Source organism: Sulfurovum sp. TSL1 (assembly GCF_019972135.1).
Taxonomy (GTDB): Bacteria; Campylobacterota; Campylobacteria; order Campylobacterales; family Sulfurovaceae; genus Sulfurovum.
Genome location: NZ_BPFI01000001.1, coordinates 1312591 through 1338503, shown reverse-complemented (window position 1 = coordinate 1338503; position 25913 = coordinate 1312591). Strand labels below are relative to the sequence as shown.

Genomic DNA, 25913 nt, shown 5'->3' with positions numbered 1-25913 from the left:
AAACAGGACAGGAATGAGAGAAAAAACAGAGTATGCTTTTGTAAGACTATTTTTGTGGTTGGCAAAGATAGCACCTGCATCATTCATTTATACTATGATGAAAGCGCTTACCCTTCTTGTCTACTATGTAGATAAAAAAAGACGACATCTCACCATCACAAACCTCACTATGGCGTTTCCTGAGAAAACCCGTCAAGAGATAATGGTTCTCTCCAAAGAAGTCTATAAAGAACTCTCTAAAACCATCTCTGAAATTCTCTTGATGTTCACGGGAAAGTTCGATATCGACCATGCGATCAAAAACAGAGAAGAAGCCAAAGAAAAATTACAAGAACTGGCACAAAACAGCCAACACGGTATTGTCTTTATGACGGCACATTTCTCCAACTGGGAACTCATGGCACATTTTATTGCCAAGAACGGATTCCCCATGGCAGTGATTGGCCGTAAAGGGAACAACAGACTGATTGAAGAGCATATTACAACACCGTTCCGTGAAACATACGGCAACAGTGCTGTAAGTAAAGATAAAGCCATGTTGTCGATGATGAAAAGATTGAAGGCAAAGGGCAATGTCGGACTGCTTATCGATCAGAAATCGGGAGGTTCCCTGAGTGCCAAGATAGACTTCTTCGGGAAACCTGCTACGACAACACTCTCTGTAGCCTCACTTAAATTGAAGCTTGATCCTTTAATTGTACCTGTTTTTGTGGTGAGAGACAGTGACGGACTGTATGAGCTGGTGATCCATGACCCTGTTGCGTATGTGGCAGAGGAGATCGAAGATCAGCAGCAGAAGCTCGAAGCGATGACCTTGAGATACAATCAGGCGATAGAAGATATCGTAAAAAAATACCCTGCGCAATGGTTCTGGATGCATAACAGGTGGCGACTGTGAGTAGGGTGCTCATACTCAACGATGGCCGCATGGGGCATTTGAACCAGTCTTTGGCTTTTGTAAAGTATCTGAATCTATCTTATGATGTGGTGTCTGTCAATTTTAAAAATAAATGGTTTAAAGCATTGAGCTACCTACTTGACACAATAGGGATGTACACAGATAAACTGTTTGATATTCAGATAGACAGAACCTATGATATGGTGGTGGGTACAGGCTCTACCACATCCTATGCGACGAAAGTCTTTGCCAAGAAAATGAACGCAAGATCTGTAGCCATGATGCTGCCCCGTGGGTATCGCTATGATTTTGATATCATCTTTGCCCAAAACCACGATAACCCGCCTAAACAAGAAAATATCATAGAGATACCTGCAAACTTTGCTTATGTGGAACCTAAAGGGCTCTACAAGGCAGGAAAACAATCCATAGGTATAGTCATTGGCGGAGACAATAAACTTTTCACGATGGATAAAGAAAAACTACAAGCACAATTAGACACGATAGTTGATGCATACAAAGAGTATGAGATTGCTATCACCACATCCCCTAGAACCAGTAAAGAGATAGAAGATCTGATAGCGTCCTATGCTTTTGATTATGAGGCGATCTTCTCTAAAAATCCCATCAATCCTATTCCTGATTTTTTAGAGCAGTGCGAAACGGTGTTTATCACCGGAGACAGTACATCGATGATCTCTGAAGCGGTCTCTTATGGTGAAGCAAATATTGTTGTCTTGCCTTTGCAGAGTGAAAAAGAAAACAAATTTACACGCTTTATAGATGTTTTGGAAAAAGAGGGGTATTTGCACATTTTTGATGGAACGATTAAAAATAAACATAAAAAAATAGATTTTAAAGCCTATTTGAAAGATGCAGATCTATGAAGATAGTACAGTTATTACCAGAGCTGAATGAAGGTGGCGTAGAACGCGGTACGGTAGAGTTGAGCCGAGAATTGGTGAAGCTGGGGCATGAGAGCATCGTGATCAGTGCAGGGGGTAAACTGAAAGAGCAGATCATAAAAGAGGGCGGAACACATATCACTTTTGATGTTTGTTCCAAAAATCCTTTGACTGCTCCTTTTCGTATAGCTAAGTTGCGAAAAATATTGAGAGAATTGAAGCCTGATATCCTTCATGCACGAAGCAGGGTATCCGCATGGCTGACGTACTTTGCAAATAAAAAACTGCATATCCCTTTTGTGACCACAGTGCATGGGTTTAACAGTGTAAGTTTCTACAGTGCCATTATGACAAAAGGGGACAGGGTGATCTGTGTGAGTGGTGCGATTAAAGACTATATCCAAAAGCATTATCACACGGAAGAGAAGAAGATCACTGTGATCCCCAGAGGAATAGACTTGGAAAAATTCAATCCTCAAAACCTTGATCAAATATTTATCGAAGATTTTAAAAAAGCGTATCATTTAGAAGAGAGACGAATTATCACAACAGTAGGACGTATCACCCAACTCAAAGACCATCAGACCTTCATTCGTGCGATTGCTTTACTGAAAAAAGATGATCCAAAGATTGCAGGCCTGATCGTTGGAGGGATACGTGAAGATAAGCAGGAGTACTTTCATTCCCTGGAAGGTTTGGTTAAAGAGTTAGATCTAGAGGAGAATATCATCTTTGCAGGTTCACAAAGTAAAGTAGCAGAGATCTATGCTTTAAGTGATGTCGTAGTGAGCAGTTCTAAAAAACCAGAGAGTTTTGGTCGAAGTGTCGCTGAAGCCTTGGCCCTTAATACACCAGTAGTAGCTACAAACCATGGTGGGGTTTTGGATATCATTGTAGAAGGTAAAAACGGGTTCTTTTATCCTGTGGGTAAGGAAGATTCATTGGCAAACTATATTGAGCAATGCAGTGATCTGAAATTTGACGGGTATGAGTATATCACAGATATTTTTTCTTTGAAACAGATGGTAGATAAGACTTTAAAAGTATATAAAGAAATAGTATCAAACCATTATAAATTTGCACACAATGAAAGGAATAAATCATGAAAGTGCTCCAATTTATCGCATCAAATGGATGGGGAGGAGCAGAAAAATGTTTTGAAGAGCTTTGTAATGGTTTAGTGAAAAATATTCATGTTGAGGTCTTACTTTTTAAAGATAATGAAATTGAAGATAAGTTAGATCCAAATATTAAAATTCATAAATTAACTTCTATGTCTGATAGACATAACCCTTTTTTATATTTTGAAATAATGAAGCTTATCAAAAATATTAATCCGGATATTGTTCACACACATAGTGCAAAGGCTAGTGAAATTATTTATCATCTTGATAGATTTACTTCTGCCGAGCATATAGCCACAAAAACAAATCCTAGAAAAGGAAGAATTTTTAATAAAATTGATCATGTAATAGCTGTCTCACAAGATGTTGCAAAATCAATTAATAATAAAAATTTAAAAGTGATTTATAATGGTCTTCCTTATACAATAAATATACCAAAGCAAAGTTTCAATTCTGTTTTTACATTACTTTCGATAGGGAGATTGGATAAGATTAAAGGATTCGACATTTTGATCAAAGAGGTCTCTAAGTTGGATTTTCCATTTCATCTGAACATTGTTGGTGAGGGTAAGGAAAGAACAAATCTTGAAACACTCATTATGGACTTGGGTTTATCTGACAAAGTCAGCTTGTTAGGATATAGAGAAGATATACCTTCTCTGATTGCTTCATCTGATCTTGTAGTTATTAGTTCACACTCTGAAGGCTTTGGAAGAGTAATAGTTGAAACACTATTTTATGGTAAGTGTCTTATCTCAACAAAAGTAGGAATCTCCATAGAGATACTTCCTGAAAAACTTTTCACTGATGATTTTGATATCGCAAAAAAAGTGAATGAAGTTTATAGACATAAGGAAAACTACTATACACTTTTTTCTGATTTGAAGAAAACACGTACAGAGGAATTTTTAATCGAAAACTGCATTCAAAAACATATTGACTTTTATAGTGAGGTTCAAGGTAACCGTAAAAAGTTAGACAAAACAGGTATGAACATACTAATGGTCAGTTTAGATTACCCACCTACAGTGGGAGGCATTACTGCACATGTTTACGAGCTCTCACAAGCTTTAAAAAGTATAGGGTGTGATGTGAGTGTAGCTACTAAATTTGTTGATAAAAATCAAAAAGAGTTTGAAACTGTAGATGGAATTGATATCTATAGGTTTACTTTGAAGTATATTGGGTTTACCTATGGGTATCAGATCAATAAATTTTTAAAAAAACTGGTAAAAGAAAAACATTTTGATATCATACATATACATGGTATGAGACCATTAGAGTTTTACAATATAAAAGATATTCCTCTTGTGTACACAAACCATACTTCCGGTTATTTGAAAAGAATAAAAAAAGGCGGATATAGAATCCCTCTATTAAAAAGACTGTTCAGTAAACCAAAATTATTTTTGGCACCAAGTGAAGAACTTCTTGAAGTTCCATTCTCTTTTGAGGCAAAAAAGGTTTTTATTTCAAACGGTGTGATCTCTTCTAAATTTACAAGAAATGAAGAAATTCGAAAAAAATTAAGAACAGAATTATCCATTAAAGATGATGAAAAACTAGCGATCATGACTAGAAGAATGGTTTGGAAAAATGGAATTAACTATCTTGCGCTTGCGACTAAATATATAAAAAATGATAAATTAAAACTACTGTTTATCGGTGATGGAGAGCAGTTTCAAGAAGTAAAAACTATTTTAGAAGAAAACTTTAAAAATAGATTTATTCTTTTGGGGTCCAAAAAACATGATGAAATAATTGATTATTATAGTGCCTCTGATCTGTCTATTTTACCATCCTTAATGGAGGCTACGAGTATCAGCGGGTTGGAAGCAATGGCTGCATCTTTACCTTTAGTTGGTACAAAAGTCGGTGGCATACCTGTTTTAATAAAAGATGGTGTCAATGGATATCTTTGTGAACCAAAAGATCCTAAAGATTTGGCCGAAAAAATTGATAAGCTTTTAGAAAACGATTTTGTACAAATGGGTGAAAATTCCAAGAAGTTTGTTGAAGAAAAGTTTGATTGGATTCAAATAGCCAAAGAGACAGTGAATGAATATAAAGAATTGTTAAAATGAAAAAAGTACTTTTAGTATTCGGAACAAGACCAGAAGCCATAAAAATGGCACCTTTAGTAAAAAAACTTGAAAAAGAGACTTCCATTCAATCAAAAGTATGTGTAACCGCACAACATAGAGAGATGTTAGATCAAGTTCTTGATATGTTTGATATCAAGCCTGATTATGATTTGAATATTATGAAACCAGAGCAAGATTTATTTGATGTAACATCCAATGTTTTATTAGGTATGAAAGATGTATTAGCTGACTTTAATCCTGATATTGTGTTGGTCCATGGAGATACGACAACTACAAGTGCTAGTTCTCTTGCTGCTTTTTATAATAAGATAAAAGTAGGACATGTGGAAGCTGGTTTAAGAACTGGTAATATATATAGCCCTTGGCCGGAAGAAGCAAACAGACAAATAACTGGTGTGTTAGCTAACTATCACTTTGCACCAACCACGACAAGTCAAAAAAATCTTTTAAATGAAAATAAAAATGAAGATAGTATTATAGTCACTGGTAACACTGTGATTGATGCACTATTTTTAGCTTTAGATAAGATAGAAAATAATCCTCAACTAAAAAATAAAATCATTGCATCTATAAATTCTCAATATCAATTAAATGATACTAAGAAATTGATACTTGTAACCGGACACAGAAGAGAGAACTTTGGTCAAGGATTTATCAATATTTGTGAAGCACTAAAAATACTAGCATTAAACAATCCAGATGCTGATATAGTTTATCCAGTACACTTAAACCCAAATGTACAAAAACCTGTAAAAGAGATACTATCAGATGTATCAAATGTATTCTTGATAGACCCACTTCACTATGAAAGTTTTATCTATATGATGAATAAATCATATTTCATCATCACAGACTCCGGGGGTGTACAAGAGGAAGCACCTAGTTTAGGAAAACCGGTACTTGTAATGAGAGATACCACTGAACGACCAGAAGCAATTGAAGCAGGCACAGTGAAACTGGTGGGGACACATTCGCAAACGATCATAGATGAAGCACAAAAGCTTTTAGATGATGAAAATGAATATGAGAGAATGAGTAAAGCACATAACCCCTATGGTGATGGGAAAGCGTGTGAGAGAATTGTAGACTTTATAAAAAGGCAGTACATATGAAAAGTCTAAAGGTGCTACATTGTGCAAACTTTAGTGAATCAAAGCTTGGTCAAGTATTTTATTCAATTGATAGAAAAATAACGAATGGGTTAATTAGAAATGGTCATTTTGTTTATGACTTTAGCTATAGAGAAGTAGCTAAAAATTCAACTTTTTTGAAGCGAAAAAAACTCGGTAGAACAAAAATGAATGAAAAGCTTCTTGAAACTATTCATAATCTTAATCCGGATCTGCTTTTGTTAGGACATTCTGAATTAGTCTATACAAGTACTTTGAAAAAGATAAAAGAATCTTTTCCAGATATTAAAATTGCTATGTGGTGGGTAGACCCTTTTGATAGAATAACACATATAAATGATAGATTGCCATATTTAGATACTTTTTTTGCGACAACCTCTCCAAAGTATTATAAACAATTTTTTACGAACAGAACAAATTTTGAGTATATGCCAAATATGTGTGATGATTCTATTGAAACATTAAAAGCATTTGAAAATAAAGCATTTGAGTATGATTTGATTTTTATTGGTCGAAGTGATGATAATAGAAAAGATTTTATCCATAAGCTTTCTGAAATAGAGGAGATTGACTTCAAAATTTTTGGTCATAATAAAAAATCCTTGATATTTGGTCAAAAATTTTTAAATACTGTTATTAAATCAAAAATGGCAATAAATTATAGCAGGTACAATGATATTCCACTCTATTCATCTGATAGGATCATACAATTATTGGCACAAGGTTGTTTAGTATTCTCTCCTAAAATTCCAGAGTTCGATACACTCTTTTTAAATGATGAAATCATATATTTTGACGATTTTGAAGATCTAAAAGAAAAACTCATTTTTTATAAAAACAATGAGGAAAAGAGATTAGAAATTTCAAAAAAAGGATGGGAAAAAGCACATAAAATGTTTAACTCAACTCTCATAACAGAAAAGATGATCCAAAAAATCTTTAACTCCTTTGATAAAGCATCGCAGTGAAAATAGAATAATTTTGATAAAATACGGTCAGAAGAAAATCACAGAAATCAAAAATTTTAAAAGAGGGTAGGTATGAAAAAAACAGTCAACGTGATATGCATCAAATGGGGTAATGCTTATGACGCAGAGTATGTAAATATACTTCATAACATGGTCGTAAGAAATACTTCATATAATGTGGACTTTTATTGTTTTACTGATGATTCTGAAGGATTTAATAATGACATCATAGTCAAGCCTCTTCCTGTTTTGAATACCATCAAAGAGTACCAGACATACTATGCCTATCGAAAAGAGGCTGGACTATGTGATGATGATTTGGGGGGACTGCAAAATCAGAGAGTTTTCTTTTTTGATCTGGATGTGGTTATTATTTCTAATTTAGATGAATTGTTTGATTATCCAAAAAATGATCAGTTTTATATCATCAATGATTGGAACAGTAAAGGTAATAATGTTGGTCAAGCAACGTGTTATTCTTGGCAAGTTGGAACATTAGGGTATATAAAAGAGTATTTTGAAAAGCACCCAAAAGAAGTCGCAGATAGATTTTTTACAGCTTCTCAGGAATATTTGTCTAGTAAAGTGATAGAAAAATATGGTTCTTTAAATTTTTGGCCAGACAATTGGTTCTGTTCATTCAGGTTTCACTGTATGCCTAAAATAGGTCCATTAAGACATTTTATAACTCCACAGATACCTAAAGATAGACCAGGTCTGAAAGTCATTGCATTTCATGGAACGCCTAATCCAAGAGAGGCTATCAATGGTGTTTGGGCATTGAAAAAAGGCCACAAATGGAAAAGACTATATAAGGCATGTAAACCAACCAAATGGATTGAAAAATATTGGTATTAATGGATTGAAAGAATGAGGATAGATGAAACAAGAAATTAGAGTAAAATTAGTAAATCGCAGTAGCCTAGCAGATGAAGAATCAGTGTATAGAATGCAGTCACCAGGTAATGCAGCGAAATGGGGATCTTGTTCATTTACATTTAACCCGCTAGAGAAAAATTATGATTGGTTAGTTGTCATAGATGATGTTCCTAAGATCATGCCTAATGGTATTGAAACATTATCATGTTCCAAAGAAAATACTATACTAGTGACAACAGAACCAAGTTCTATTACAAGATATGGTAGGGCATTTGCTAAACAGTTTCATTACCTGATAACCAATCAAGATGAGAAAGTTTTGCCTCATCCAAATGCCATTCGTTCACAAACAGGCAATAACTGGTTTTATGGGAAAGACTATGACACTATTGTCCCTGTATCACATCCGAAAAAAACAAAGAAAATATCAACTGTGTGTTCAAACAAAAAACAAGGACATACGATACACAAATTGAGATATGAATTTACAAAAATCATGGAAGAAAGAATTCCTGAATTAGAACGGTTCGGTAGAGGGTTTAAGTGGATTGAAACAAAAGCAGCAGCTTTGGATGATTATGAATTTCATGTTGCCATTGAAAATCAGTATGCTCCAAACGTTTGGACTGAAAAATTGGCAGATGCTTTTTTAGGGTTCACGGTTCCTATTTATTTTGGATGTCCTAATGTCTATGAGTATTTTCCAGAAGAGAGTTTAATTTTAATAGATATTTATGATGTTGAAGGCTCTATTGAAAAGATCAAAAAAATTATATCTACTCCGGGTGAATATGAAAGAAGGCTACCTGCTGTAAAAGAGGCCAGAAGAAGAGTGATCGAAGAGTATAACTTACTGGCAATGATCAATCATATCGTCGAGAATTCAAAAGAAGACAGATCTCCAGTATCTGATTATAAAATATATAACCGAAGAATAATGAGAGTAAGATATTTACCAGACCTAGTACGATTTGTGCTCTGGAGAATCCATAATTTTATAAAAAATTTTTAATAAAAATCACTATAAACCTATTTATATTGTTCACTAGAAGTATTTTTATCTAATCTAAAAGAGTAAATAAAAAAGAGTAGTAATATAAATATATTCTGATGCACTTTACCGTCGATGAGACTACCATCAAATTGTAGTAAGATAAAATATGAACTAAAAAGTATGAAGTATATTATTTTTCTTTTACTAAAGCTCTCTTTTAGTGTAATTATAATGAGATATAAAAAAATGGAAAATCCTATAATCCCAGTATAAAGTAAGAATTCCAAGGTTAAGTTATGTACACCTGCATGATAAACAGATGGAGTTCCAACTGCTAGCATTTTATACGTATTAATACCATAGCCTAAGATCGGTGAATCCATAATCTTTTCTATGGTAAATGGCCAAATTATGGTTGTTCTTCCCGAACTGTTCCCTTGAATCAGTAAAGTCAATCTATGAAATAAATTATCATCCACTAGAAAAAATAGTGTTGAAATAATCAGTAATGTAGATATGGAAAAAAATAATTTTTTATCTATACCATAATTTTTTATATATACAAACATGTAGCCTACAGAAATGATCCCAAACATGACCCAAGCAGATCTTGATTGAGAATGAAATAAGGTAAAAAGAAACATAAGTAAGGCTACAAAATAGAATATTTTATCATATTTAAATATCGTATAATTGTTTTTATCAAAAAATAAAACCAGTGACATACTTGCAGCAATTGTCATTAAAAGACCAAATGGATTATGATGATAAACTGCTCCTGTTAATAATAGCGATCTATCAGGAGGTTTATTTCCTATAAAGTCTAGACCTACAAAATATTGATAGATACCATCTAACGAGTTAATAAATAATACAATAAATATGGCTGATAATAAGTATTTTTTAGAAAAAAAAGATTGCTTATAAAAGTATAGCAAAATGATAAAAATAAATATATATCTGTAAATGTATTTGAATATAGAAAAAATTTCATGTTTCTCGCTAATCCCAAATAAGGTAGAGAGTAGCATAGAAGCAATAAAAAGTAAAAACACTATAAGTACTTTTTTATAGGTCGTTAAAATTCCCAATAGAAAATCTTTTTGCTTATAATAAAAATAATGTATCAAGAAGAGAATAATGATTAAAACAGTACTTATCTGATATATAGCATTTTTAAGTGGAATTGAAAATAACCAAATAAACAAAGTAATTTGAAATATTCTTATAAATAGACTTTCTTCCTGAAATTTTTGATATGCATTTAGAGTAAATTTTGTAATCTTCATAAGTATCTGCTTAAAGAAAATAAGAAGCTTAAACTTCTATTTCCTCTTTTTTAGGACCCTGATTGATAAACTCCAAAAAGAATGCTAAAAAGGTTGAAAGCATCAAGCCAGTGATAAAAGCAACGATGATAATGAGTGCTTTTTTAGGTTTTACAGGTTTATCCTGTGTGATGATGCTACCTACTATTTTTGTATTTTTATAATTATGGGGCTGCATAGAAAGGATGGTTAAGTGGCGTTTTTCTTGGAGTGATGCGAGATCAATTCTTTTGAGACTTTCTATTTCTCTTTCCAGAGCAGGTAGTGTGGTCGACATTAGTTCTTGTTTTTGGTTATTTAAGTCTATCAATTTTATTTCGTTTTCAGAGATCTTATATTCCAGCCCTTGTATCTGTGCCATTCTTAAAGCTGCTAGTGAAGCTTCACCATTGAGTGATGTGAGGTTTTTGATAGCTTCATCTTTTTCTCTGATCGAGTTTTTAAGATTCGATTCAACTGCGACTATTTTTTTATCGAGAGAAGGCAGTTGCACTTTTCTAATGTACTCTATGCTTTCTGTAACTTTGGGTATTTTGTTATGGTTGACCTGAAAGATATCTCTATCTATTTGGTCAAGGGTAGACTGCTTGTTGGCAATGATCTCGTCAATGATCTTTCGGTGCTTGTTTTGTAGGTCATCGATCACCTTTTGGATTTCATTCAGTGCAAGTTTGTTCTCTTTGCCAAGAGCAGTGATAGAGATGAATTGCGGATTTTTTTTAGAAGCATTAATAGATTGTATTTTACTATCACGATCTTTGACATGTTCATATACATCGATGTATTGAACTTTCAGTCGTTCAGATACTCCTGAGCCATTCTCAAGATAAATTTCTTTCCCTGTTTTTTGGTCTATATATTTACCTATCTCAAGTGTAGCATTAACTTGCCACCACTGTGTAGCAGTGAAGACAAAGGCAGCTGCAACTATGGTCAAGAGAGCAGTCACCCCCCAGATCAGTTTTTTTCGTTTTTTAAGTACTGTGAAGAGTTCTCTTAGGTCTATTTTATCCTCTTCTATATATTGGGTATTGTTTTGCAATGTGAACCTTTTGTTTTGATATTGTTTAGGTGAAATTACTTGACATATGTTAATGTAGTCAAATATTATGACATAATAGCACTTAGCACTTAGCACTTAGCACTTAGCACTAACTTGCTCCTTCACGTACCAGTACAGTCTTTACTGTTTTGAGTAAGATAACCAGGTCCATCCAAAGGTTCCAGTTTCTGATGTACCAGGTGTCAAGTTCGACACGGGAGTGAAAGTCTACTTCACTACGACCACTGACTTGCCAAAGACCTGTAATGCCAGGTTTTACTGTAAGAACGGTGTCGATATCTTTGCCTATTTTTTCTTTTTCATTTAACATATAGGGACGAGGTCCTATGAAGCTCATCTCGTTTTTAAAGACATTGAAAATCTGTGGAAGTTCGTCTAAGGATGTTCTTCTTAACGTGTTACCTATTTTGGTAATGCGAGGATCATTTTGATACTTGTGGTAAGTGTCATAAAACTCAATTTCTTCAGGATTTTGTTTTAGATAAGTGTTAAGTTTTTCATCACTCTCTTCGAACATCGTTCTGAACTTATAACATACAAAATTTTTTCCATTTTGACCAAGTCGTTCTTGTTTAAATAAGATGGAACTACCAGGTTCTTCTTTTCTTATTTTGTATGCGATATAAAGCATGATAGGCAGAAGTAGAGGAAAAATAATAATGGACATTAGTAAATCAGAAATTTTCTTTGCTAGTAGCCTATATTGGCACTTTAAACGATTTTGAAATACGATGAGATTTGTATGAGTATTTGATAATCGATAAATATGAGAACGCGTTAGATCATAGTCATCTATAAGAGGGATAAATATCACCTCATGCCTTTCTCCTATCTCTTGATCTATAATTTGTTTGAGTGTGCTTAAATTTTCATTATGAGAGTTGATGAATACCGTTTTGGGCTTATCTGCCTTATCATCAACATAACCAAGATAATGATTTCCGAATATCTCATCCTTTAAGAATGGATCATTTCCATAAATTTTTGCGCTTCTTCTCCATAGGCCAAATTTGAAAAGCAATTTTTTACATATGTTTTTGGAAATAGGTAAAAGTAAAGTCATAAAAAGAAAAGAGAATATGATAACTGCTCTTGAGTAGTCTTGCATACTTTTAGTCAGTGCCAAATACGCAAGTATGATAAAGAAAGAAAACATCAGACCTTTGAATATAATTCTACTCTCATGCCAAAAATCATAACGATGTGTATAGATACCTTCATAAGCAAGTAGTGTAATAGTAATGATGTAGAGTGGATAGAAACTGGTATAGTTAGTTAGAGGATAGCTATCTGCCCCAGCAAAGATATCTGCTAAAAGATTTCGTAGTAGATAAGCTAAGAGAAGAGAAGTGAAGATGACAAAAATATCTATTAATACAAATAGTGATTTAGCTGAGAGTTCTTTCATAATTACGCTTTTATTTCTTAATATTATATCAAATACAGTATGGTTTTTAGATTATTTTTTCAATAACTTTTCTTTAAAAACCAACCATAAAAACATACTGTTTGTGTACAGATATCTTTTCCACATACGTCTTGGTTCTTGTAAAAATCTATAAAACCACTCTAGTCCAGCATTTTGCATCCAAAGTGGAGCTCGATTAACCTTGCCAGCGACAACATCGAAACTACCACCGACTCCCATGATAAAAGGTGTTTGAATGATATCTTTATATCTATTTAAAAATATTTCTTTTGTAGGTGAACTGATAGCTACAAAAAGTATGTGGGCACCACTTTGGGCGATTTGTCGAGCTATACTCTCTTCGTCCACATTATCAAAATACCCGTTTCTATATCCAGCGATGATATCTTGTGAGTATTGTTCACTATATCTTTTTACTACTTCACTTACAACATCTTCTTTCGCACCAAAGAAAAATACTTTGTGGTTCTTTTCATAAGCCAGTTTTACAAGATTTTGCATAAGGTCAATTCCTGCTACTCTTTCAGGTAAAGGTTGTCCAAGAAACTTACTTGCCCATACTACAGCTTGGCCATCAGCATTAATGATGTCACTGCTTACGACAGATTCATAGAGTTCTTTGTCTTTTTGCATATTTACCATTTTAGCGGCATTGACCACAACATGATGCAGGTGTGTTTTATTGATGATTGACTCATCAATGACCTTGACTGTTTTATCCATTGTAAGTTTGTCTATAGGGCAGTTTAAGATGTTTATTCTATTGTTCAATTTTATAATCCTTATCGATGATTTCTTTTAGCTTTTTCCCCATATTGTTGCTTACTATATTAGAGTCATATTGTTTTGCTGTCAGTAAGGAGTAGGTCGAATAAGAATCATAAATCTCTTTATCCATAGTTATGAACTTTTTCATCATTTTAGCAAGGTCTTCTACATTTCCTGGTTCAAAGATTTCACCGTTTTGGCCACTTGAAATATACCCTTTTAAACCACCTATATTTGATCCAATAACCGGTACTCCACATGCCATCGCTTCTAAGCCCACAAGACCGAGGCTTTCAGCTAATCTTGTAGTAAATGCAAATACATTCATTTTATTGTAATAGTTTACTAGTTCTTCATGAGAAAGTCTTCCAACAAATTCTACATGTTCCTCCAACTTTAATGTTTGAACCATTTTAATCAGTTGTTCTTCTTGTGAACCACCACCTGCCATTAAAACTTTAAAGTTTTCAGTATCTTCATCTATCAATAATCTAACAGCTTTTAAAAGAATATCCCACCCTTTACCTTCATCGATCCGTGAGACATAGCCAACAATAAAATGATTCTCATCTTTATTTAGATTAAGTGGACTAAACAGATCAGTGTCAATACCTCCTGATGGTGAGACAAAAATATTTTTTTTGTCAATACCAAACTTTTGATGTATAACATCTTCAAAGTAGTTTGATGGAACGACAATGGTGTGAGCTCTTTTTATTATAGGAGTAACAAGTTTTTGAATGTATTTTCCAATCTTGTTATTGACAAACACATCACTTCCATGGGCATTCAACACTAATGGTTTTTTGATCTTTTTGTGAACAAATAAAAGGGGTAAAAGTGAATGGCTTATATAATGAACATAAATCAAGTCATAGTTGTTTTGTTTTATCAATTTAATGGTATCTCTAAGAAATTTAATATATTTAATTAATTTTTCAAGCTTATTATTCCCGCGACCATAGATTAAAGATGCTTGACTAATGTCAAATTCTTGTTTTTCCATTTGATCTTTAAAATTTTTAACAAATACACCATATGTTGGATGCTCTTTTGATGGATACATATTAGAAATCAGTAATATTTTAATTTTCATATCTCACCCACTTTCCATTTTCCCTATATAGATCATTTTTTGTATAAATAAATAATAAATTGATTACATAAAATACTGAATAGAGTCCATTTTGCCAGGCAGGTTCTGTAATACTCATAAAAAGTGTAAAAATTGTAATAATCTTAAAAATTTGATAATTATACCAATCTAATCTGTTTTTGTTGAATTTAAAAAAATAGTAAATAAACAAACCTATTAATACCATTCCCATAAATCCATTTTCCGCCAACATTGAAGCTAAACCACTGTCATATACACCCATCAATTTATTATTGTCTTCATCATATATACTATTTAATGGTAAACCTACATACTCATAAACGTCAAAGGTATTATATTTGCTTAGAACTGTTCCAAAGGTCGCATTTCCTGCACCAAAAGGGAAGAATTCAATACAAAGGGTTACACCATAGAAAAACATTAAGCCTCTAATGTATGTATGCTCATCATGAGTAAAATTACTAAAATTGTCTAATGTATCTTGCATGATTTGCATATCTTTTATCAAAAATAAAAAAACTGATATAAAGATTAATGTAAAGAGTGCAAATATATATCTAGATCTTCTATCTAGTAGTGTCAAAACAAATAATCCAAAAGGGATATTCATGATCATTCCTTTCCTTACTGTTAAAGGAAATGCCATAGCGAAGTCGATTATAAGAAACATAAAGAATTTTTTAATATAGCTAGAAATCTTTATCACTCTTTTTTTTCCATATAGCAGCAATAGTGTAATAAATGTTAATACAAAGAAATATGCATTCGGTGCAAAATGCATAAAATACCCTATGGGCCTTATGAATCCATATCTATATTTGACTTCTTCATGAAAAATTTGGTTCCAAGTCTCTCCTAAAAGCATATTCATAATTAATCCCATTACAAATAAACTTACAAACAAGGTTAATACTACAGTAACTACTTTTTTGTTATTTGGTGTATTTGAATAGATCAACATACCTGCCAAAGCAATTAAAAAAACTTTTAAATTGATAATAGATTGAGCTAAGACTAAACCTAAAGATAATTCAAATGGTGAAAAGAGATAATTTATAAATTGATATAGAAAATATAGAAATAAAACAAAATAGATTTTTGAGATTTCAGAAAATAAAAGTTCATTGAATGCATAATATATAATTATAAACATTGAAATTATAAGCAATATTTCATCAGTTAAACCTAAAAATATTGACTTGGAAATATTTACATTAAAAATAATAACTAGTAATATAAGAAATATGAAATTTAATAAAGTTTTCATTTTTATGTGTTTACCTTTAGTCTTTTAATAAGTATATTATTGATTATTTCGTGGCTTTTACAATCAATTCAATCATGCTTTGTTTTTGACTCATTCGTTTATTTTTTAATTATGTGCAGTAAGTGACAAGTTTACTATTTTTACATTGATAGATAATTTCATTTTGACAAAAAGTTATTATTTTTTCTAGAACCATTCTATCTAATTGTTTCATCAAAAATCTTCCTTATCCTTTTTCCCAAATCTTTATTCATAGCTGTATTCATCTTGTTAACCTGGTTAAATTCAAAAATTTTTGGCATAACATACGACATTATTAATACTTTTAACTTTCTAGGTAAAAAGAAAGTTATCATCTTTTTTAATTTTGAATTTTTACTCAATAAGAAAGACTGTAATTTTTTTGAACGGACAACCCCAGCTTTATTAAACTCTTTAGAGGTATCAATACTTTCAGATAAGTCTTCAATCTCTAAAAAAGAAAATACTTTTTTCATGACTTCTTTTGAATTATTTTTCAGCTCAGTATCCTGTATGATTAAAAAGTTTTTTTCTGGAAAATACTTCTGCCAATGGCTTATATGCTTAGTATACAAACCATTGTAAAAATATGTTAAATCATACTGTTCCTTTTCTATTCTTTCTTTTTCAAGTTCAATTGTATCTTCAAAACTGTTTTTTTCATCTTCCCAACCATTTTTAATCGCATAATTATATGCCGAATACGCTCTTTGAACAGGGTCTCTTAGCATAACAATAAACTTCATATCAGGGTTATATTCTTTAACTCTCTTTGGACATTTTTGGCAAGGAAGCATATGTACATAAGCACTTGCAACTACTTGTTCATCATTATAATTTTGAAAAAATGAGTGATAATACTCTTCCCCCTTGGCATATAGCTCATCCTGTACAAAGTAGGTGATTTCTTTTATATCTGAAAAATAGATATCGTGATGCTGTTTTATATATTCATAAAGTGATGTAGTCCCTGCTTTTTGTGTTCCAATTATTAGTAAATTGACTTTTTTATCCATGATCTTATTCTCCATACTTTTTATTAAAAAAATCTATTTTTTTATCCATTTGTTCCTCTTATACAATTTTTTTCTTTTTTAAAATTATTAAACTAGTTATATTCCAAAAGCTCATAGATATTAATGTTGCTATAGCAGCCCCATTAATATCATACATGGGAATAAGTATAATATTTAAAACAACATTCAATATTAATCCAACTACTAGTATTTTCATGAATATATGTTGATTATCTGTCATATTTAAAAGATAGCCTACAGAACCACATAATGCATTAATTACAAATGCTGTATTTATAATGATAAGTGTCAATGTTGCTATTTTAAATTCGTCACCAAACAGTCCTAAAAAAAACTCTGGAAATATATATAAAAGTAAAAATATGGGTGAACTGGTCAATACTATAAGCTTAACAGAGTTTTTGTATATCTGTTTGACTCTGTCTTTATCACCTTTTGAATGAGCTTGTGAAATCTTAGGAGCTATAAAACCATTTATAGAAGCAAGTATAAAGGTTATAGTAAAAGAGAGTTTGATACATGCACTGTATATACCTACTTGATATTCATCAAGATAGTAGCTTATCATAAAACTATCTATGTACCCCATTAGAAACATCATTGAGGATGTTAAAAACATTGGGTATGAGTAAGATAGTATCTTATCTTTATATTTTCCATTTAGAGTTACATCTATAGAGTGTTGTTTTAGAAACCTAAAAAGCAAAACTGCTAAGAAAAGTGTAATGACAATAGTTGAGCTATAAAGTATGTATATAGGATCAAGGCCAAGATTAAAAAACATACTGACAAAAAGAAGTGTCAGGACAGTTATATTTTGAGATAAGTTTCTAAAAAAAGAGTATCGTTTTATCTCATGAAAGCCCCTAAAAACTTCAGGTAATATATTGAAAAATGCAAATGGTATCATAACTATTACTAAACCTAAAAGATAATTTGAAGCATCAAATGATTTAAATATATATTGGTCTATTGTACTTGAAAACAAATAAAATAAAATGGAAACTAAAATACTACCTATAAAGACAATTTTAAAAACTTCTTTTAAAAATAGAGATATTTTTTCATTATCAGTTTCAATTGACGGTATGATCCGGATTATATACATATCAAGACCTACTCTTGATAAAATAGCCCCTATGATCATAAGAGCGAGTATAAGATTAAATACCCCTAGAGTTTGAGCACCATAATATCTAGATATAAGTATATGCACTAGGAAAAGTGAAATAGCCCCAAATACTTTAAATATAAATATTACTAATGATCCTTTTAAAATATCTTTCATTTATTCTTTTACTATAAACCAAGGATTAAGAAGGTTCTCTTTATTATAAACCACGGCTTTTTCATTCTCAAACTGATAGGTCATCTTCCCACTTTCCCTGACAATGGCATCAGCAGCAGCCGTATCCCACTCCATAGTAGGAGCCAATCTTGGATAAATATCAGCAGAGCCTTCAGCTACCATAACTAATTTTAAAGAACTTCCCTTTGAGACTTGTTCAATGTTTTTTGTACTCTTTGCTACTTCATCTATAAAAGCTTGTGTTGCATCTGAAAGGTGAGATTTAGATGCAACCACTCTTAATGATTTTTCAGGAGCTTCATTCACTTCTAATGGTAACTTTTGTCCATTTTTAAATGCACCATTACTTTTTTTAGCCTTATACATATCACCTAGAGCGGGGGCATACACTACACCAAGTACTGGTGTGTCGTTATGAATTAAAGCTATATTCACAGTGAACTCACCATTCTTCTTGATGAACTCTTTAGTACCATCGATAGGGTCTATACACCAATAGTATTCCCAATCCTCTCTTACATTATAGGCTACTTCTTTGTTCTCTTCAGACAGTAAAGGGATCTCAGGGTATGCTTTTATAAGTGCTTGACAGATGATCTCATTTGACTTCACATCTGCTTCGGTCAATGGTGATTTGTCATCTTTATAGTCAACTGTAAAATCTTTATCATAGATCTCCATAATTGCATCACCGGCCTCTTTGGCAATGTAAACAACAAGCTCCAGATCTATTGTATCAAGCATGTAGATACCCCTTATCCTGTAAATAATCTATGATTTTCTGTGTCACATCTTCTATAGATATTTTATCATTTAGTATATGTATTTCTGGTGAAATAGGTGCTTCATAAGGAGAAGAAATACCGGTAAAATTTGCTATTTCACTTTTACGTGCTTTTTTGTATAGCCCTTTAGGGTCTCTTGATTCACATACTCCTAAAGGAGTATCGATAAACACTTCAATGAACTCACCACCTTGTACCAAAGAACGCACAGTATCTCTCTCATTTTGAAAAGGTGAGATAAATGCTGTAAGGACTATAGTCCCGGCATCTACAAAAAGCTTGGAGACCTCTCCGATACGTCTAATATTTTCAATACGGTCTTCATCAGAGAAACCTAAACCTTTATTTAGTCCCATTCGGACATTGTCACCATCTAAAAGATAAGTGTGCTTTTGTAATGCATTGAGTTTGACCTCTACAGCATTGGCAATCGTTGATTTACCTGAACCGCTCAGACCTGTAAACCATAAGATACAAGGCTTTTGATTTTTAATGGATGATCGCTCTTCTTTTGATACATGATGATCATGCCAGACGATATTTTTATTTGACATAGTGCTTCTTTATATATTTTACAATGAGAGCACAGGCTTCATCGGCACTCATTTTATCCGTGTCGATCAGGATCTCTGCATGCTGTGGTTCTTCATAAACATCATTGACACCAGGAAAGTTCGGCAGTTCACCTGTCAAGGCTTTTGCATATTTACCTTTATAATCACGTGCTTTACAGGTCTCTATATCTGCTTTGACATAGACCACAATATTTTGATTTACCATCTCCCTGATCGCTTTACGTGATTCTCTGTAAGGAGAAACGAATGATGCCACGGTAGAGATAGAGTTCTTTTGCAGTTTTTGGATCAAGAAACCCACACGGTGCATATGACGGTTACGCTCTTCTCTGCTGTATCCGATACCTGGGATAAGGTCACGGATATCTTTGGAGTCAAGACGTTCTATAGGAATATGCAGTTTTTCCAGTTCAGTGTAGACTTTGTCTGCTATGGTTGTTTTCCCTGCTAAAGGCAGTCCAGTGAACCAGAGGTTGAAAGGCTCTATTCTTTTTTTACCCCATTGGATCTTAAACCAAGCCCTCTCATGTGCCCAGTAGAGTGCTACTTTGAGTATGGTTTCTATCAGTCCTGCGGCGATAGCCAGATCAAGTCTTCCAAAGAAAACATACACAATAATAATGGTAGTGGAAGTAGCTAATACTCTCCAACTGATACCTTTAACGATAGAACGCCTGTTTGTTTCTTTATACATTAGATCGCTTTACAATCCCACTCTGGAAAGTGTTTTCTCACATAGGCATTGAGCTCTTTTTCTGCATCACTGTATTCTTTTGTGATCGTTTCAGTATTACGTCTGCTTACACTTACGATCATACCTGCACCTACAGTGTTGTTTGTAATACGATCCACTACGATGAAACTCCCTGTGAGTCTGTTATCTGTGTAAGCATCTGCTGCCATAGGACGTGTCAGTACCATACGACAAGAAGCAATATCATTCAGTTCTAATGTAGTGACCTCCTCTCTTTCATAGGTATTGACATCGACTTTATAGTTGATATGCTCAAAGCTTCCTGAAACCACAGAAGTAGCACGCTTGATATCGTAAGACTTGCCTGGTGTCATTGGTTTTTCATCCATCCATACGAGCATCACTTTGAGGTTATTGGACACGGCAGGCAGACTTTCTGTATGAACAAGCATATCACCTCGGGAAATATCCACTTCATCTTCAGTCGTAAGGGTCACTGCCATAGGCGCATAGGCTTCTTGGATTGTGGCTTCCCTGTTGGCTTCTGTGATATCACCTGCATTGATAATGCTCTTTACTTTGGTACTTTTCCCTGAAGGTAATACAGTGATTTCATCACCCACTTTGACTGATCCAGCTGCAATCGTACCGCAGAATCCTCTAAAGTCAAGATTCGGTCTGTTAACGTACTGTACAGGGAAGCGGAAATCTTCTGCTTTTTGCTCTTTGCTTATATCCATAGTGTCAAGCAGACCTAAAAGTGTCTCTCCCTGATACCATGGCGTTTTCTGGCTTGGATCCACCACGTTGTCGCCATTCAATGCACTTACCGGGATGTAGTAGGTACTCTTGATACCCAGTTCATTTGCCAGTTCACCATAGGCTTGGGAGATCTTTTTGTATACTTCTTCAGAGAAGTCTACCAGGTCCATCTTATTGATAGCGACAATGACATGTTCTATGCCCAGTAGGTTTACAATGAAACTATGTCGACGTGTCTGTGTCAAGATACCTTTACGTGCATCGATAAGGATGATCGCTACATCTGCCGTTGAAGCACCGGTAACCATATTTCTAGTGTATTGCTCATGGCCCGGAGTGTCTGCGATGATGAACTTACGGTTCTCTGTGGCAAAGAAACGGTAGGCTACATCGATAGTGATACCCTGTTCACGTTCACTTTGAAGACCATCGACAAGCAGAGCCATATCGATCTTCTCACCGGTGGTACCATACTTTTTACTTTCTCCTTCTGCTGCTGCAAGTTGATCATCAAAGATCATCTTTGAATCATAGAGCATTCTTCCGATCAGGGTACTTTTTCCGTCATCCACAGATCCGCAAGTGAGGAAGCGAAGCATATCTTTGTTTTCATGTTCTTTTAGGTAGTTGATGATATCCATTAAAAGTATCCCTCTATTTTCTTTAATTCCATTGCACCTTCTTGATCTTTATCGATCAGGCGGCCTTCTCTTTCTGAACTTGTTGAGAGAAGCATCTCTTTGATGATCTCCGGAAGTGTGGTTGCTGTGGAGTTGATGGCACCTGTGAGCGGGTAACATCCCAGTGTTCTAAAACGTACCATCTCTTTTTTGGCTGTTTTACGCAGCTCTTCAGGCATACGGTCATCATCGACACGTATTTTTGTACCTTCATACTCTACGACATCCTGCTCTTTTGCAAAGTAGAGTGATGGTATTTTGATATCTTCCAGGTAGATATATTGCCAGATATCCAGTTCTGTCCAGTTACTTATAGGGAAAACACGTACGCTTTCACCTTTTTGGATAGCAGTGTTATAGACATTCCAGAGTTCAGGACGTTGGTTTTTAGGGTCCCATCTGTGATGTTTATCTCTAAAGGAAAAGATACGTTCTTTGGCACGTGACTTCTCTTCATCACGACGTGCCCCACCTATGATAGCATCGTAGCCACCTTGATTAAGAGCTTGTTTTAATCCTTGGGTTTTCATGATATCTGTATGCACTTTGGAACCATGTTCGAAGGGAGAGATACCCATCTCTACGCCTTCAGGATTTGAGTGAACTACAAGGTCAAACCCAAGGTCTTTTGCACGCTGGTCTCGAAACTCTATCATCTCTTTGAATTTCCAGCAGGTATCAACATGTAAAAGAGGAAAAGGAAGTTTACTTGGTGCGAAAGCTTTCATCGCTAAATGTAACATCACAGAAGAGTCTTTCCCTACTGAGTACATCATTACCGGATTGGTAAATTCAGCTGCAACTTCACGTAAAATATGGATAGATTCGGCTTCTAATTGGCGAAGATGGGTTAATCTCTCTTTGTTTATCATTTATTTACTCCACAAAAATCTAAATCTGTTTCTAGCTCTAGGTTTTTAAACTCTTTATGAGCAACTAAAAAAGTCACAATATCTGCCTGTTTTACAGCTTCATTGTAGTTGAAAATATTAAACTCCTCATGTTTAGTGATATTAGGTTCTACTGCAAGTACATTAAAACCATCAGTGATGAGTCTTTTGGTGATGTAAAGAGCAGGTGATTCTCTAAGGTCATCGATGTCTGGTTTAAATGCTAGACCCATGCAAGCTACTTTTGCTTTTCTTCCATTTTCATTTTCAAACTTAAGAGCAGCATTTTTGATTTTTTCTATGACCCACTCTGTTTTATAGGTATTGACCTCTCTAGCTGTTCTTATCATCTTGGCATCTTCACCGCCTGCATGCACTATGAACCAAGGGTCAACAGCGATGCAGTGCCCACCGACACCAGCCCCCGGTTGTAAAATGTTTACTCTTGGGTGTCTATTCGCAAGTTTGATGAGTTCCCATACATCGATACCAAACTTGTCACAAAGCATAGAAAGTTCATTAGCAAAAGCGATGTTGGCATCTCTAAAACTATTTTCGGTCAGTTTGGCCATCTCTGCTGTTTTGGCGTCGGTTTCGAGGACTTCACCTTCTACAAACTCTCTGTAAAACTCTGCGGTGAGTTTTGTAGCCTCTGGTGTTGTACCCCCTACGATACGGTCATTTTCTACAAGCTCACGCATGATATGACCTGGCAGTACACGCTCTGGGCAGTGAGCTACATATATTTTAGAAGTATCTACGCCATTTTCTTTTAGAGTTTGCTCTACTAAATCTGTCGTGCCTACTGGGGATGTTGACTCCAGGATGACTATATTTCCTTCTTGTACATAAGGGGCTATCGCTTTTGTAGCAGACACTACGTAATCGATATTTGGTACAAAACCATCATGGAAGGGGGTTGGTACTGCTATCACAAACACATCTGCCTCTGCTGGTTTCGTATCAGCTTTTAGTTTGCCGCTATTGACAGCAGCATGCACAAAAGTATCAAGTTCTGGTTCTACTATGTGGATCTTGCCTTGGTTGATAGTATCTACCGTACTTTGAACTACATCTACACCATGAACATCATAACCTCTGTTTGCAAGTAAGGCCGAAGTTGGTAGACCGATATAGCCTAAACCGATTACACATATTTTTTTATTTTTGTACATTTAATTACTTCCTCTTAAAAATTCAACGACCTCTTCACACGCATGCCCGTCACCATAAGGGTTACTCGCTTTACTCATACGCTCATAGGCTTCTTTGTCGTCTATAAGTTCTTGAGCCTCTTTAATGATAAGTTCAGTATCTGTCCCAACTAATTTCACAGTACCTGCAGCTAACGCTTCAGGACGTTCTGTCGTGTTACGCATCACGAGGACGGGTTTCCCCAAAGAAGGTGCTTCCTCCTGTACTCCGCCACTGTCTGTGATGATGAAGTACGACTTGTCCATCATGTAGATGAACTGTTCATACTGCAGAGGCTCTATAAGGTAGATATTTGCTACATCTGAAAGCAATTCTTTTACCGGTTTTTGCACATTTGGGTTCAAATGCACAGGATAGACAATGTCGATATCTGGATTAGAAACAGCGATCTCTTTAAGTGCAGTACAGATATTAATAAAGCCTTGACCATGGTTCTCTCTACGGTGGCCAGTGACTAATATTGTTTTTTTATCATCTTGAAATTTGTAATTAAGAGTTGCCAGGTGCTGAATGATCTCTGTTTCGAGCTGTTCATTGGACTTGATCTTCTCTAAAGCCAGGAATAGCGCATCTATAACAGTGTTTCCTGTTACTTCAATACTTTGCTCATTTACATTTTCTTTAAGCAAATTATCTTTAGATGTTGCCGTCGGTGCAAAATGATACGATGTGATCTGCGTAGTAAGCTGGCGGTTTGCTTCTTCTGGCCAAGGTGAGTAGATATTACCTGTTCTTAGTCCTGCTTCAATGTGTGCGACTTTTATTTGCTGATAAAAGGCAGCCAATGAAGCCGCAAAAGTCGTTGATGTGTCTCCATGAACAAATACCACATCTGGTTTAAAATCAGCTAGAACAGGCTTCATGCCAAGCAGTACATTGGAAGTAACGTCGTAAAGGTCTTGTCCCGGTTTCATAATATCCAGATCATACTCAGGGATGATCTCAAAAAGATCCAAGACCTGATCAAGCATCTCACGGTGTTGTGCCGTCACACAGACCTTGGTCTCAAAACTATCAGTATGTTTTTGGAATGCTTTTACGAGTGGTGCCATCTTGATGGCTTCTGGACGTGTACCAAATACAATTAAAATTTTTTGCATTACGCCTCCATTCTATTGTAAAAATAATTAGTTGCTTCCACAAACCCATCCACTGAACCGCAGTCAAAACGTTGACCATGAAATTTATAGGCGATCACTTTACCCTTTTTTGCTTGTTCTAAAAGAGCATCGGTGATCTGAATCTCTCCACCTTTGCCCGGTTTGGTTTCCCTGAGGATATCAAAGATATCGGGTGTAAGGATGTAGCGTCCGATGATCGCCATGTTGGTCGGCGCCTCTTTGGGGTCCGGTTTTTCCACCATATCTGTCACTCTGTAGGTATCATTTGTATTGTCGACCAGGTTTCCGGCTATCACACCGTATTTATAGGTTTCTTCCTTAGGCACTTCTTCAATGGCTATGATGGAGCATTGGTACTTTTCATACACTTCTAGCATCTGTTTGAGTACACTATCATGACCATTGGTACAGAGGTCGTCTGCCAAGATGACGGCGAAGGGTTCATTTCCTATAAGCGTTTCACCTGTGAGGATGGCATGGCCAAGGCCTTTCATCTCTACCTGTCTTGTATAGGAGAAAGTACATTGGTTGATGAGAGAACGTATCTCATCAAGAAGCGGCTCTTTGCTGCTACCTTTTATCTGGTGTTCAAGTTCATACGAGATATCAAAATGGTCTTCTATCGCACGTTTACCACGCCCTGTGATGATTGCCATGGTATTGAGTCCTGCTTCAACTGCTTCTTCCACACCGTATTGAATGAGAGGTTTGGTAAGCACAGGGAGCATCTCTTTGGGTGTGGCTTTGGTCGCTGGGAGGAAACGGGTACCGTACCCTGCTGCGGGGAATAGACATTTTTGGATCATCGTGAACTTTCATTTTAAAAATTGTTGAAGATTATACCTCAGG

The 25913-nt window shown here is 34.7% G+C and carries 24 protein-coding genes; 8 read left to right on the top strand and 16 right to left on the bottom strand.

Annotated features, from left to right (window positions below; translation table 11 throughout):
* The first annotated feature begins 13 nt into the window (after positions 1 to 13).
* The 8 genes from LDM98_RS06510 to LDM98_RS06475 all read left to right on the top strand — a co-directional run bounded on the left by LDM98_RS06510 (position 14) and on the right by LDM98_RS06475 (position 9021).
* Entirely contained in the window at positions 14 to 898 is an 885-nt protein-coding gene (locus LDM98_RS06510) for a lysophospholipid acyltransferase family protein (protein WP_223898530.1), read from the top strand.
* Entirely contained in the window at positions 895 to 1785 is an 891-nt protein-coding gene (locus LDM98_RS06505) for an ELM1/GtrOC1 family putative glycosyltransferase (protein WP_223898529.1), read from the top strand. The genes LDM98_RS06510 and LDM98_RS06505 overlap by 4 nt, the downstream gene beginning before the upstream one ends.
* Positions 1782 to 2909 (top strand): glycosyltransferase family 4 protein, encoded by a 1128-nt coding sequence (locus LDM98_RS06500; protein WP_223898528.1) that lies wholly within the window; start codon positions 1782 to 1784, stop codon positions 2907 to 2909. The genes LDM98_RS06505 and LDM98_RS06500 overlap by 4 nt, the downstream gene beginning before the upstream one ends.
* Positions 2906 to 5011: a glycosyltransferase gene (locus LDM98_RS06495; protein ID WP_223898527.1), complete on the top strand. Its 2106-nt coding sequence runs from the start codon at positions 2906 to 2908 to the stop codon at positions 5009 to 5011. Before LDM98_RS06500 ends, LDM98_RS06495 begins: the two co-directional genes overlap by 4 nt.
* The gene (gene wecB / locus LDM98_RS06490) at positions 5008 to 6144 is read left to right on the top strand and encodes a non-hydrolyzing UDP-N-acetylglucosamine 2-epimerase (RefSeq protein ID WP_223898526.1); all 1137 of its coding nucleotides are present in this window, start codon (positions 5008 to 5010) and stop codon (positions 6142 to 6144) included. Before LDM98_RS06495 ends, wecB (LDM98_RS06490) begins: the two co-directional genes overlap by 4 nt.
* The gene (locus LDM98_RS06485; RefSeq protein WP_223898525.1) at positions 6141 to 7130 is read left to right on the top strand and encodes a glycosyltransferase; all 990 of its coding nucleotides are present in this window, start codon (positions 6141 to 6143) and stop codon (positions 7128 to 7130) included. The genes wecB (LDM98_RS06490) and LDM98_RS06485 overlap by 4 nt, the downstream gene beginning before the upstream one ends.
* A 72-nt stretch (positions 7131 to 7202) precedes the next feature.
* Positions 7203 to 7988 carry a hypothetical protein gene (locus LDM98_RS06480; protein ID WP_223898524.1) on the top strand — a complete coding sequence of 262 codons (786 nt, stop codon included), beginning with the start codon at positions 7203 to 7205 and terminating at the stop codon, positions 7986 to 7988.
* Between the two features lie 22 nt (positions 7989 to 8010).
* Entirely contained in the window at positions 8011 to 9021 is a 1011-nt protein-coding gene (locus LDM98_RS06475) for a glycosyltransferase family 10 domain-containing protein (RefSeq protein ID WP_223898523.1), read from the top strand.
* 17 nt (positions 9022 to 9038) lie between these two features.
* Here LDM98_RS06475 and LDM98_RS06470 read toward each other — a convergent pair whose 3' ends face one another.
* From LDM98_RS06470 to galU, 16 genes are all read right to left on the bottom strand, one after another.
* Positions 9039 to 10292, bottom strand: coding sequence for an O-antigen ligase (locus LDM98_RS06470; protein WP_223898522.1), 1254 nt, complete (start codon positions 10290 to 10292; stop codon positions 9039 to 9041).
* Positions 10293 to 10320: 28 nt separating this feature from the next.
* Positions 10321 to 11373, bottom strand: coding sequence for a Wzz/FepE/Etk N-terminal domain-containing protein (locus LDM98_RS06465; RefSeq protein WP_223898521.1), 1053 nt, complete (start codon positions 11371 to 11373; stop codon positions 10321 to 10323).
* Between the two features lie 109 nt (positions 11374 to 11482).
* Positions 11483 to 12802 carry a sugar transferase gene (locus LDM98_RS06460; protein ID WP_223898520.1) on the bottom strand — a complete coding sequence of 440 codons (1320 nt, stop codon included), beginning with the start codon at positions 12800 to 12802 and terminating at the stop codon, positions 11483 to 11485.
* 51 nt (positions 12803 to 12853) lie between these two features.
* Entirely contained in the window at positions 12854 to 13546 is a 693-nt protein-coding gene (locus LDM98_RS06455) for a WecB/TagA/CpsF family glycosyltransferase (protein WP_223898519.1), read from the bottom strand.
* Positions 13547 to 13583: 37 nt separating this feature from the next.
* Positions 13584 to 14687, bottom strand: coding sequence for a glycosyltransferase family 4 protein (locus LDM98_RS06450; RefSeq protein WP_223898518.1), 1104 nt, complete (start codon positions 14685 to 14687; stop codon positions 13584 to 13586).
* On the bottom strand, positions 14677 to 15975 hold the full coding sequence (locus LDM98_RS06445; protein ID WP_223898517.1) for a hypothetical protein: 1299 nt from the start codon (positions 15973 to 15975) through the stop codon (positions 14677 to 14679). Before LDM98_RS06445 ends, LDM98_RS06450 begins: the two co-directional genes overlap by 11 nt.
* A 197-nt stretch (positions 15976 to 16172) precedes the next feature.
* A complete protein-coding gene (locus tag LDM98_RS06440; protein ID WP_223898516.1) occupies positions 16173 to 17012 on the bottom strand; it encodes a sulfotransferase domain-containing protein in 840 nt (279 codons plus the stop codon).
* A gap of 58 nt (positions 17013 to 17070) precedes the next feature.
* Positions 17071 to 18321 carry a flippase gene (locus LDM98_RS06435; protein WP_223898515.1) on the bottom strand — a complete coding sequence of 417 codons (1251 nt, stop codon included), beginning with the start codon at positions 18319 to 18321 and terminating at the stop codon, positions 17071 to 17073.
* Positions 18322 to 19086 (bottom strand): 3'(2'),5'-bisphosphate nucleotidase CysQ, encoded by a 765-nt coding sequence (gene cysQ, locus LDM98_RS06430; RefSeq protein ID WP_223898514.1) that lies wholly within the window; start codon positions 19084 to 19086, stop codon positions 18322 to 18324. It lies immediately after the preceding gene.
* Positions 19079 to 19681, bottom strand: coding sequence for an adenylyl-sulfate kinase (gene cysC, locus LDM98_RS06425; RefSeq protein WP_223898513.1), 603 nt, complete (start codon positions 19679 to 19681; stop codon positions 19079 to 19081). Before cysC (LDM98_RS06425) ends, cysQ begins: the two co-directional genes overlap by 8 nt.
* A complete protein-coding gene (gene cysC, locus LDM98_RS06420; protein ID WP_223898512.1) occupies positions 19671 to 20396 on the bottom strand; it encodes an adenylyl-sulfate kinase in 726 nt (241 codons plus the stop codon). Before cysC (LDM98_RS06420) ends, cysC (LDM98_RS06425) begins: the two co-directional genes overlap by 11 nt.
* On the bottom strand, positions 20396 to 21826 hold the full coding sequence (gene cysN, locus LDM98_RS06415) for a sulfate adenylyltransferase subunit CysN (protein WP_374706920.1): 1431 nt from the start codon (positions 21824 to 21826) through the stop codon (positions 20396 to 20398). Before cysN ends, cysC (LDM98_RS06420) begins: the two co-directional genes overlap by 1 nt.
* Positions 21799 to 22710 (bottom strand): sulfate adenylyltransferase subunit CysD, encoded by a 912-nt coding sequence (cysD, locus tag LDM98_RS06410; protein ID WP_223898510.1) that lies wholly within the window; start codon positions 22708 to 22710, stop codon positions 21799 to 21801. The genes cysN and cysD overlap by 28 nt, the downstream gene beginning before the upstream one ends.
* The gene (wecC, locus tag LDM98_RS06405; protein ID WP_223898509.1) at positions 22707 to 23903 is read right to left on the bottom strand and encodes a UDP-N-acetyl-D-mannosamine dehydrogenase; all 1197 of its coding nucleotides are present in this window, start codon (positions 23901 to 23903) and stop codon (positions 22707 to 22709) included. Before wecC ends, cysD begins: the two co-directional genes overlap by 4 nt.
* Entirely contained in the window at positions 23904 to 25043 is a 1140-nt protein-coding gene (wecB, locus tag LDM98_RS06400) for a non-hydrolyzing UDP-N-acetylglucosamine 2-epimerase (protein ID WP_223898508.1), read from the bottom strand.
* The gene (gene galU / locus LDM98_RS06395) at positions 25043 to 25870 is read right to left on the bottom strand and encodes a UTP--glucose-1-phosphate uridylyltransferase GalU (RefSeq protein ID WP_223898507.1); all 828 of its coding nucleotides are present in this window, start codon (positions 25868 to 25870) and stop codon (positions 25043 to 25045) included. Before galU ends, wecB (LDM98_RS06400) begins: the two co-directional genes overlap by 1 nt.
* Positions 25871 to 25913: the final 43 nt, after the last annotated feature.